Origin of the sequence: Tunicatimonas sp. (genome assembly GCF_049647865.1) — a bacterium.
Taxonomy (GTDB): Bacteria; Bacteroidota; Bacteroidia; order Cytophagales; family Cyclobacteriaceae; genus Tunicatimonas.
Genome location: NZ_JBARYM010000670.1, coordinates 1 through 7,655 on the forward strand (window position 1 = coordinate 1; position 7,655 = coordinate 7,655).

Below are 7,655 nucleotides of genomic sequence, written 5' to 3' on the forward strand. Positions count from 1 at the left end.
GATGTAATCAGGGCGCTTGTTTTGATACTTTAAGTAATAAGCGTGTTCCCATACATCCAAGCCCAGAATAGGAGTGCCCTGTGCCTCAGCTACATCCATCATGGGGTTATCCTGGTTAGGAGTAGAAGTTACTTTCAGCGAACCGCTGCTGTCTACAATCAGCCAGGCCCACCCAGAACCGAATCGGGTACCCGCTGCTTGGGCAAAATCTTCTTTGAATGAATCGTAAGATCCAAACGCTGAATCAATAGCCGAAGCCAAATCGCCGCTGGGTGAACCGCCTCCGTCAGGAGATAGTACCGACCAGAACAGGGAATGGTTGTAGTGCCCACCTCCGTTGTTGCGAACCGCAGTGGAGTAGCTGCCTACATTTTTCATTAAATCTTCTATCGACGAATCCGCCTGAGGCGTGCCGTCAATTGCGTTATTAAGTTTCTTTACGTATCCGCCGTGGTGTTTGTCGTGGTGAATCTGCATTGTTTTGGAATCTATACTTGGTTCCAAAGCGTCGAATCCGTACGGTAGATCAGGAAGGTTAAAAGCCATGTCTATGGTTGGTTTAAAGTTTAAAAATTAAATTAATAGTCAGTTATACTTAACGGGCAAGTCCGGTTCTTGTTTGTTAGTATACGCTATTTTATGCAAGCCTTACAAATCATCGAGCGGCGGAACGGTGAGCTTTTCCACATTCCAACCGGCCAATTTTGCTCCCGCCTGATAAGCACTTTCCATAAAGTCTAGTAGCACCTGTCGCGGGTTCTCTTTCTTACGCAAGTTTTCGTAGGTCAGAAAAGCCTGGGGACTACCGTTGCTATCTACCCACTGGGCACTCGTGGGCTGCAGAGGTTGTTGATCTATTCCTTTGGGCGAGGGGTGAGTATAAGAATAGAAAGCTGGTTCTCGTACCGTATCGTCGCCCGCCCAAAAGCCGAAACTGATGGCTTCGTGGGAATAAGCATCTTTATCCGACAGACGCATATTTGGGTCTAAATCTGGCCCTTTCTCGCCGGAGAAGCGGGTCACGGCCAAATCCATGTGGTGCCAATACAAATGCACCGGGCAGGTTTTACCGTAGAATCTCCCACTAAATTCTTTGAAAACGTCATCCACCCAAATCAGTAGGCGCCAGAACCGCTCGATGTACTCCGCATCGTATGCCTTCTGCTCCGTAAGCTGCTCAAATGGTTGGTCTACCGATACATCAAAAGGATGGTCGACGATGGATACCTGAATTCCTAATTGTTTCAACCCATCCTGAACCTGACGGTAAAACTCAGCTACGCTTAAACCATCGTGCAGTGAAATGGCAACTTCCTCGCCCTCGCTGCTGCTCATCTCTAGCTGGTGCTTTAGAAAGTTAAACGTAATCTCAAAAACCCCGCGCTCGTAGGGGATACTATCAGTCGTTAATCCTTTGGAACTCACGTACAGGGTGATGTACCACCAGTGGTTTTTACGGGGAGTAAGCTTCAGCCGAATCTTCCCCACAATCTGTAAGTACAGGTGCAGCGTCATTTTGCTTTCTTTCCAGGCTTCTAGTGGCAGGTTAGGTAGGTTTTGATGGGTTATAGTCATAGTATTCAAGTGTTTATAGTATGCGATACGATCTCATTTATGGCTCGTTGCTTCTCCCTTTTTTCTCTGATAGAGCATATACAATGCGTGGGGGAGCATAAGAACGGTCATCCCGGAGAAGGGAATCATAAATACTCCGATCAATATAACAATCAAGTAAGACCAAATGAAGCTTACTGGTATCCATTCGTTAGTACTTTCGACATAGTTTACTAAAATACCCAAAGGAATCAGTAGTAGTCCATAATAGAAAAACCAGAAAGCGGCAAAATTCTCATAGTTCATCTGCCCATTTAATAACGGAAACTCTAAAAGTCCCCCACTTATTTTGAAGAAGAACTTGTCGGCAAACCCAGAAAACTGCTTTCCGAACGCAAAAGGTGAAATCCCCAAAAGCGGATGGATGATTCCAAAAAATATCAAAACCTTTCCGTTGGTTATTTTCATGGTTCACTCGTTAGCCATTGTATATCGCCACCACACTACTAATAAGTAGTACGGTTAACCATACAATGAGACCAGATTACTACAGGAATATTGCATAAGAAGCTAGTGCTTCGTCAAGCCTAAAAGTTCGGGTAATCCAGGGTGAAATTTGGCCTATCTATTTGTTGCAAAAAATTCGCGTAGCTACGGCTATGCTCATTTTTTGCGCCTCTATCTAGGTCAAATTTCACGACTGCCTGAACCCAAATTTTAAACATTGACAAAGCACTAGCGCCATTAGAAACAGAATAATTAGTCCGGCATTCAGTAGGCTTTTGTTTTTCCCCAATATTCCAACCCCTAGCAGCACCGTACCGAATAATGTACCAATAATTGGAAAATGATTAAGAGCAAGATGGATTTGAACATCGTTCATATTTTAGGGATGAGGATTTAGGAATTGGGTAAATAAAAACCGGGGACGGGAAACTGGAGTCCGAAAAGTTGCTTAAATAAATAGTTTGCGGCTTGCTAATTGTAAATTCCGGACTCTGTTCCACAGTGGCCGGTTTCCGGTCTTTAGGCTTCAGTATCCGAAAACAATGGTAAGTTAGAGGGATGTGCTTCCTTTTGCAAGCATTTTAATTTTTGCTTACGTTCGCTAACGATTTATTATTCTTTGACGTTGTGCAGTTGAAAAGCAGTACTGAGCTTATGGCCAAAGAACATTCGCACAATTGTAATCATGACCACCACCATCATGGCAGTGCTCACGTACATCCGGTGACCAACAATCTGAAAGTAGCATTTTTTTTAAATCTGCTCTTTACGATCATTGAGTTTATTGGTGGGGCACTCACCAACTCGGTTGCTATTCTGGCCGATGCGGTGAATGATTTGGGAGATACATTCGCCATTGGTTCGGCACTATTTCTGGAAAACTATTCTCAGAAAGGTCGCAGTAAAAACTTCTCCTTCGGGTTTAAGCGGTTCTCTCCACTTAGTGCGCTCATTAATTCTGTTATTCTGTTAGTAGGCTCAATTATTATTGTGTACGAAAGTGTTCCTCGGCTGCTGAACCCTGAACCGGTACAATCGGAAGGAATGCTGTACTTAGCGATACTGGGAGTACTGATGAACGGAGCAGCCGTACTTCGATTAAAAAGTGGAGGTGATTCTATCAATCAGCGTACGGTGATGTTGCACCTCATGGAAGATGCTCTAGGTTGGATAGCTGTACTCATTGGTAGCGGCATTATGCTACTAACCGACTGGGTGATTATTGATCCGATCCTATCTATCGGTATTGCCTTATTCATCCTTTGGAATGCCTTTAAGAATCTCCGTAAGGTATCAATGATCTTCCTGCAAGCCACTCCTGAAAATCTGGATGTTGAAAGTATCCGTCAGACCCTTTGTTCTCTTAATGAAATAACGGGAATCCATGACATCCATCTATGGACTATGGACGGACAGTACCACATACTATCAGTCCATTTAGTAGTAAAAGAAGATAAACGGCTAAATGAATTGGCCGACCTACGAGTTAAGGTACGACGACTACTAAACGAGTATCACATTAACCATATTACCATTCAGTTTGAAGTAGCGGGAGAGAAATGTACTTTGGAAACACACTGAGCAATTAGCAATGTACAGTGAGTAATGTGCAATTGAGAAGAGGGAAGGGAGAAGCGGAATTAATAATAATTTAGAAATCTTACTTACTCCGTGGTCTATGGACTGCGAACTATGGACTAATAACACTTTATGAATAGTACTACTAAAGAAGAATTCAGTGAGCAAGTAGATCAAAAGCGCTGGCTACAGATCGCCTTTTGGCTGAGTATGGTTACTATATTTTACAATTCGCTGGAAGGAGTCGTCTCAACCTACTTCGGTCTACAGGATGATACGCTGGCGTTATTTGGCTTCGGTATCGATAGTTTTGTTGAAGTGCTTTCGGGTATTGGCATTGCTCACATGATCTACCGCATGCAACATAACCCGGAGGTGCAGCGTGATCAGTTCGAAAAGCAGGCACTGCAACTAACTGGGTTCTGTTTTTACTTTCTAGCCGTTGGCATGATCTTAACATCGGGACTAACCATTTGGGCCGGAGAGCAACCTACGACTACGCTAGTGGGAATCATCGTTGCCCTAGCGTCTATTGCTTCCATGTATTTTCTAGTGAAGTACAAACTAAAGGCCGGACATAATCTCAACTCGCAACCGATTATTGCTGATGCCAACTGCACCAAAACTTGTTTGTACCTGTCGGTACTACTACTAATTTCCAGCGGTCTGTACGAGTTGTTTCGTATTCCCTACGTAGATGCTGTAGGAGCACTGGGTATTTCCTGGTTCGCTTTTAAAGAAGGACGAGAAGCGTTCCAAAAAGCAAAAGGCAAAGAGTGTGGCGACTGCTGTTGACGGATACCGGAGACCGGATAGGTAATTGACAGCATATCAATCTCTCCGTCTTCCGGAGTGCGACTTCCGACTTGTCCTTGTAAGATTTAGTCTCAAATTGCTTTTTATTGTCAGAGTGTAATCTGTAATTCGCAGCATGGTCCATTTAGTTGTTGATGCCGACAAACGTTCGCGCTTGCTTAATTTGAAAGAGCTGTTGCACTACCGCGATCTGTTCTACATTTTAGCGTACCGCGACTTGCGGGTGCGTTACGCCCAAACTTTTTTGGGGTTGCTGTGGGCTGTACTGCAACCATTAGCAACACTAACTATCTTCACTATTGTCTTTGGCCGAGCGGTGAAGGTAGACACAGGTGGAGTACCTTACCCACTGTTTGCTATCACGGGAATGGCAGCTTGGACGTATTTCGCTTTTGTAATGAAAGAATCGGGTAACTCAATTATTAGTGCTCAAGGCATGGTAAAGAAGATTTACTTTCCCCGCTTGGTTATTCCTCTTTCTAAGGCGGTGGTAGGCTTTGTAGACTTCGGGATTGCGCTATTATTTGTAGTGGTGTTAATGCTTGTTTACCAATATCCTTTAGTGCCGCAATTAGCCTTCTTACCACTCTTTATTCTGCTGACCATTTTTTCAGCTTTGTCAGTAGGTATCTGGCTCAGTGCGCTCACCATTCGCTACCGCGATTTCCAGCACATAGTACCCTTTTTGGTGCAGTTCGGATTGTACGCTACGCCTACAGCTTATCCTGCCTCAGCAATTATTGATAATCTGCCTAAATGGGCAACGGTAATCTACTACCTTAATCCGATGGCTGGAGTAGTAGAAGGCTTTCGTTGGTGCTTGTTAGGGGGAACACCACCCAGTGAGTATGCCTTTCTTTCCTTTAGCTTGGTAGCGGTGCTTCTTGTATCAGGGTTATTCTATTTCAAGCGGGTAGAGCGGGTGATGGCCGATATCGTGTAGAATTGTTAAAGTACCGCACAGACTATAGCTAGTGCTCTGTCAAGCCTAAAATTTCAGGTGATCCAAGGCGAAATTTGACCTAGCTCATTGTCATAAAAAACTTACGTAGTTATAGCTATGCTCATTTTTTACGTCGCGATCTAAGTCAAATTTCACGACTGCCTAACCCGAGTTTTAAACATTGACAGAGCACTAAATAACTTCCCGGCTCAACCGTGCGTATATCAGTAAAAGAGATAGCACAATGGAAGAACTTGCAATCCTTAAAGAATACATCGAGGCAGAAGACTACGAAGAGGCTCTACAACTTATTGATGAACTGCAAGCAATGAGTAAAGAAGATAAGCTACAAAAAATAAGGAGCTATCTTATTATTATTCTGGTACATCTCATCAAGCAGTCAGCTGAGCAACGTACTACTCGCTCGTGGAATTTCTCCATTCGTAATGCTGCCCGGGAAATCAAATACGTCAATAAGCGCGGAAAATCAGGTGGCTACTATGCTTCGGAAGCCGAACTAAAAGAGTTGATAGAGGAAGCTTACTGTACAGCTATTGATAAAGCTTCGTTGGAAGCCTTTGAGGGTATATATACTGAAGTACAGCTAGAAGATATGATTGATGTTGCTCAGGTGAAAGCGCAAGCCTTTGAGCAAATAAAAGGTGATAATGAATGATTACTATCAGTGCTCGCCCATTGCTATCAATTCGTCTCTAAGATAAAAGACCGTTCGGGTTGAGATCAAGCCCTAGCGAAGTAGTGGAGGAACGCTTTTAGGCGGTATCTCCAATCCAGTCGGGGCCAAGCACCTGCTAAGCAGCCCCCGCGATAACTCAATGATTTCACCGTAAAGTAATTCTATCCGATAGTCAGGCGAAAATAGTCCAACCTCTTCCATGAGCATCAGGCTATCTAGTATAAACTTATATAGGGTGGGGATAGTAGCAGTATCGTCTGTCTTCATCTTTCCAGTTAAGGAAGGAAACAATGAACCAGCAATGGGTAGCCTAACGAAAGGGTTAGAAAGTACAGGTGGCCTTCTGCTTTACTTACGATAAGGTAAGTTCTATCAGGTCGGTTGGGTTAACCTTCTGCTTAAGTGGTGACTTGAGATCATTGAACGGGTTACAAAGTGCATCTAGTGAGACCAAGAGTAAGCTTAGCTAGGGCAAAATAGGTTTAAACACCCCCTTCGAGGGGTTCTTTAGCCCCCCTGAAGCCGGAAAGGGTTCAACGGATGACGAAAGGGACTCAACAGTGACCCGATGAACCTCAAAGCAGATACAAATAAGTTCAAAAGAGACTAACAGAAGATTAATTGAAGCGAAAAAATTGTGCTAATGTAGCTTTTAAGCACTGAGCATATCGTTTTATGTCAAAAATCAGTCTGATTCTTAGATAAATCTAGTACTATTCCTGATATAATTTAATAAATAAGACAAATTGGCACCTAAGCCAAAAGTACTATTTTGCCTAAACTTGTCATTTCTGGCTGTTTTTCTTCTCACCTTTTTAGCTAAGTTTGTGAATATAGAGCGAGGGGCTAAGAGCTGGGAGCAAGGGTTCTAAAACGGAAAGTGCCGCCCACACTTAGTAGAAGAAGCGGCGTGAGGAACAACAAGAGGGTGAAAAATTTATTGATAAACACAGGCTGGAAGGTGAGAAGTGAGGGGGAAGTTGCAAGAACAACCGAGTTCTTGATTAAATACGAAGTAACCCTTACATTGGGTTTATCTTAAAGATAACAACATCATGAGCACAATAGCGATAGCCCAGCGTATAGCTGCATTAGAAACTGAGAAACAGGAGATGGTAGAGACATTTATAGCATTTCTAGAGCAGCAAAATAAGTCCAAGCCGACGTTAACAGATAGTCTTCCACCGTTGAAGGCGGGCTTTCTGAAGGGGACCTTTGTAATGAGAGAAGATTTTGATGAGCCACTGGATGACTTTAAAGAATATATGCAGTGAATTACTTATGCCTGAAGAAATAAAGAGTGTCATAGAGGATGCTCAACACGCAATTTATTTAAGTATAGTTTCATTGTGGGAAATGGCTATTAAAGTAAGTTTAAGTAAGTTAGAACTGAGTCAGTCACTAAAAGACATCACGGCGGAGGTAGATAAAAGCCGAATACAGTGGTTGCCGTTGGCTTCTACGCACATTCAACGTTTAGCGACCTTACCGTTTCATCATCGTGACCCCTTTGACCGTACTATTATTGCTCAAGGGTTAGTAGAAGAAGTTACGATTATT

11 protein-coding genes are annotated in these 7,655 nt (G+C 43.3%); 6 read left to right on the plus strand and 5 right to left on the minus strand.

Annotated features, from left to right (window positions below):
- The 4 genes from WBA23_RS19555 to WBA23_RS19570 all read right to left on the minus strand — a co-directional run.
- Positions 1–546 (minus strand): superoxide dismutase (locus WBA23_RS19555; protein ID WP_424583966.1); only part of this gene is annotated, 546 nt, incomplete at its 3' end.
- A 102-nt stretch (positions 547–648) separates the two neighbouring features.
- Entirely contained in the window at positions 649–1,575 is a 927-nt protein-coding gene (locus tag WBA23_RS19560) for a DUF5996 family protein (protein ID WP_424583967.1), read from the minus strand.
- A gap of 33 nt (positions 1,576–1,608) precedes the next feature.
- Complete coding sequence (locus WBA23_RS19565) at positions 1,609–2,022, minus strand: DUF6463 family protein (protein WP_424583968.1); 414 nt, start codon at positions 2,020–2,022, stop codon at positions 1,609–1,611.
- Positions 2,023–2,248: 226 nt separating this feature from the next.
- Positions 2,249–2,437: a hypothetical protein gene (locus WBA23_RS19570; protein WP_424583969.1), complete on the minus strand. Its 189-nt coding sequence runs from the start codon at positions 2,435–2,437 to the stop codon at positions 2,249–2,251.
- A 278-nt stretch (positions 2,438–2,715) separates the two neighbouring features.
- Between WBA23_RS19570 and WBA23_RS19575 the strand changes: the two genes are divergently transcribed.
- The 4 genes from WBA23_RS19575 (at position 2,716) to WBA23_RS19590 (ending at position 6,074) form a co-directional block, all read left to right on the plus strand.
- Positions 2,716–3,642 carry a cation diffusion facilitator family transporter gene (locus WBA23_RS19575; protein WP_424583970.1) on the plus strand — a complete coding sequence of 309 codons (927 nt, stop codon included), beginning with the start codon at positions 2,716–2,718 and terminating at the stop codon, positions 3,640–3,642.
- 129 nt (positions 3,643–3,771) lie between these two features.
- Positions 3,772–4,434, plus strand: coding sequence for a cation transporter (locus WBA23_RS19580; RefSeq protein ID WP_424583971.1), 663 nt, complete (start codon positions 3,772–3,774; stop codon positions 4,432–4,434).
- Positions 4,435–4,570: 136 nt separating this feature from the next.
- Positions 4,571–5,398 carry an ABC transporter permease gene (locus WBA23_RS19585; RefSeq protein ID WP_424583972.1) on the plus strand — a complete coding sequence of 276 codons (828 nt, stop codon included), beginning with the start codon at positions 4,571–4,573 and terminating at the stop codon, positions 5,396–5,398.
- 244 nt (positions 5,399–5,642) lie between these two features.
- On the plus strand, positions 5,643–6,074 hold the full coding sequence (locus tag WBA23_RS19590) for a DUF29 family protein (protein WP_424583973.1): 432 nt from the start codon (positions 5,643–5,645) through the stop codon (positions 6,072–6,074).
- Positions 6,075–6,146: 72 nt separating this feature from the next.
- Here WBA23_RS19590 and WBA23_RS19595 read toward each other — a convergent pair whose 3' ends face one another.
- Positions 6,147–6,362: a hypothetical protein gene (locus tag WBA23_RS19595; protein WP_424583974.1), complete on the minus strand. Its 216-nt coding sequence runs from the start codon at positions 6,360–6,362 to the stop codon at positions 6,147–6,149.
- Positions 6,363–7,150: 788 nt separating this feature from the next.
- Between WBA23_RS19595 and vapB the strand changes: the two genes are divergently transcribed.
- Positions 7,151–7,369 (plus strand): type II toxin-antitoxin system VapB family antitoxin, encoded by a 219-nt coding sequence (vapB, locus tag WBA23_RS19600; RefSeq protein WP_424583975.1) that lies wholly within the window; start codon positions 7,151–7,153, stop codon positions 7,367–7,369.
- Between the two features lie 7 nt (positions 7,370–7,376).
- Positions 7,377–7,655, plus strand: a 279-nt coding sequence (locus WBA23_RS19605) for a type II toxin-antitoxin system VapC family toxin (protein WP_424583976.1), incomplete at its 3' end; no start/stop codon positions are given.

Coding starts and splice junctions, on each gene's coding strand:
- WBA23_RS19570 (WP_424583969.1), bottom strand. CDS start 2,437: ATGAACGATGTTCAAATCCATCTTGCTCTTAATCATTTTCCAATTATT.
- WBA23_RS19595 (WP_424583974.1), bottom strand. CDS start 6,362: ATGAAGACAGACGATACTGCTACTATCCCCACCCTATATAAGTTTATA.
- vapB (WP_424583975.1), top strand. CDS start 7,151: ATGAGCACAATAGCGATAGCCCAGCGTATAGCTGCATTAGAAACTGAG.
- WBA23_RS19580 (WP_424583971.1), top strand. CDS start 3,772: ATGAATAGTACTACTAAAGAAGAATTCAGTGAGCAAGTAGATCAAAAG.
- WBA23_RS19565 (WP_424583968.1), bottom strand. CDS start 2,022: ATGAAAATAACCAACGGAAAGGTTTTGATATTTTTTGGAATCATCCAT.
- WBA23_RS19590 (WP_424583973.1), top strand. CDS start 5,643: ATGGAAGAACTTGCAATCCTTAAAGAATACATCGAGGCAGAAGACTAC.
- WBA23_RS19585 (WP_424583972.1), top strand. CDS start 4,571: ATGGTCCATTTAGTTGTTGATGCCGACAAACGTTCGCGCTTGCTTAAT.
- WBA23_RS19560 (WP_424583967.1), bottom strand. CDS start 1,575: ATGACTATAACCCATCAAAACCTACCTAACCTGCCACTAGAAGCCTGG.
- WBA23_RS19575 (WP_424583970.1), top strand. CDS start 2,716: ATGGCCAAAGAACATTCGCACAATTGTAATCATGACCACCACCATCAT.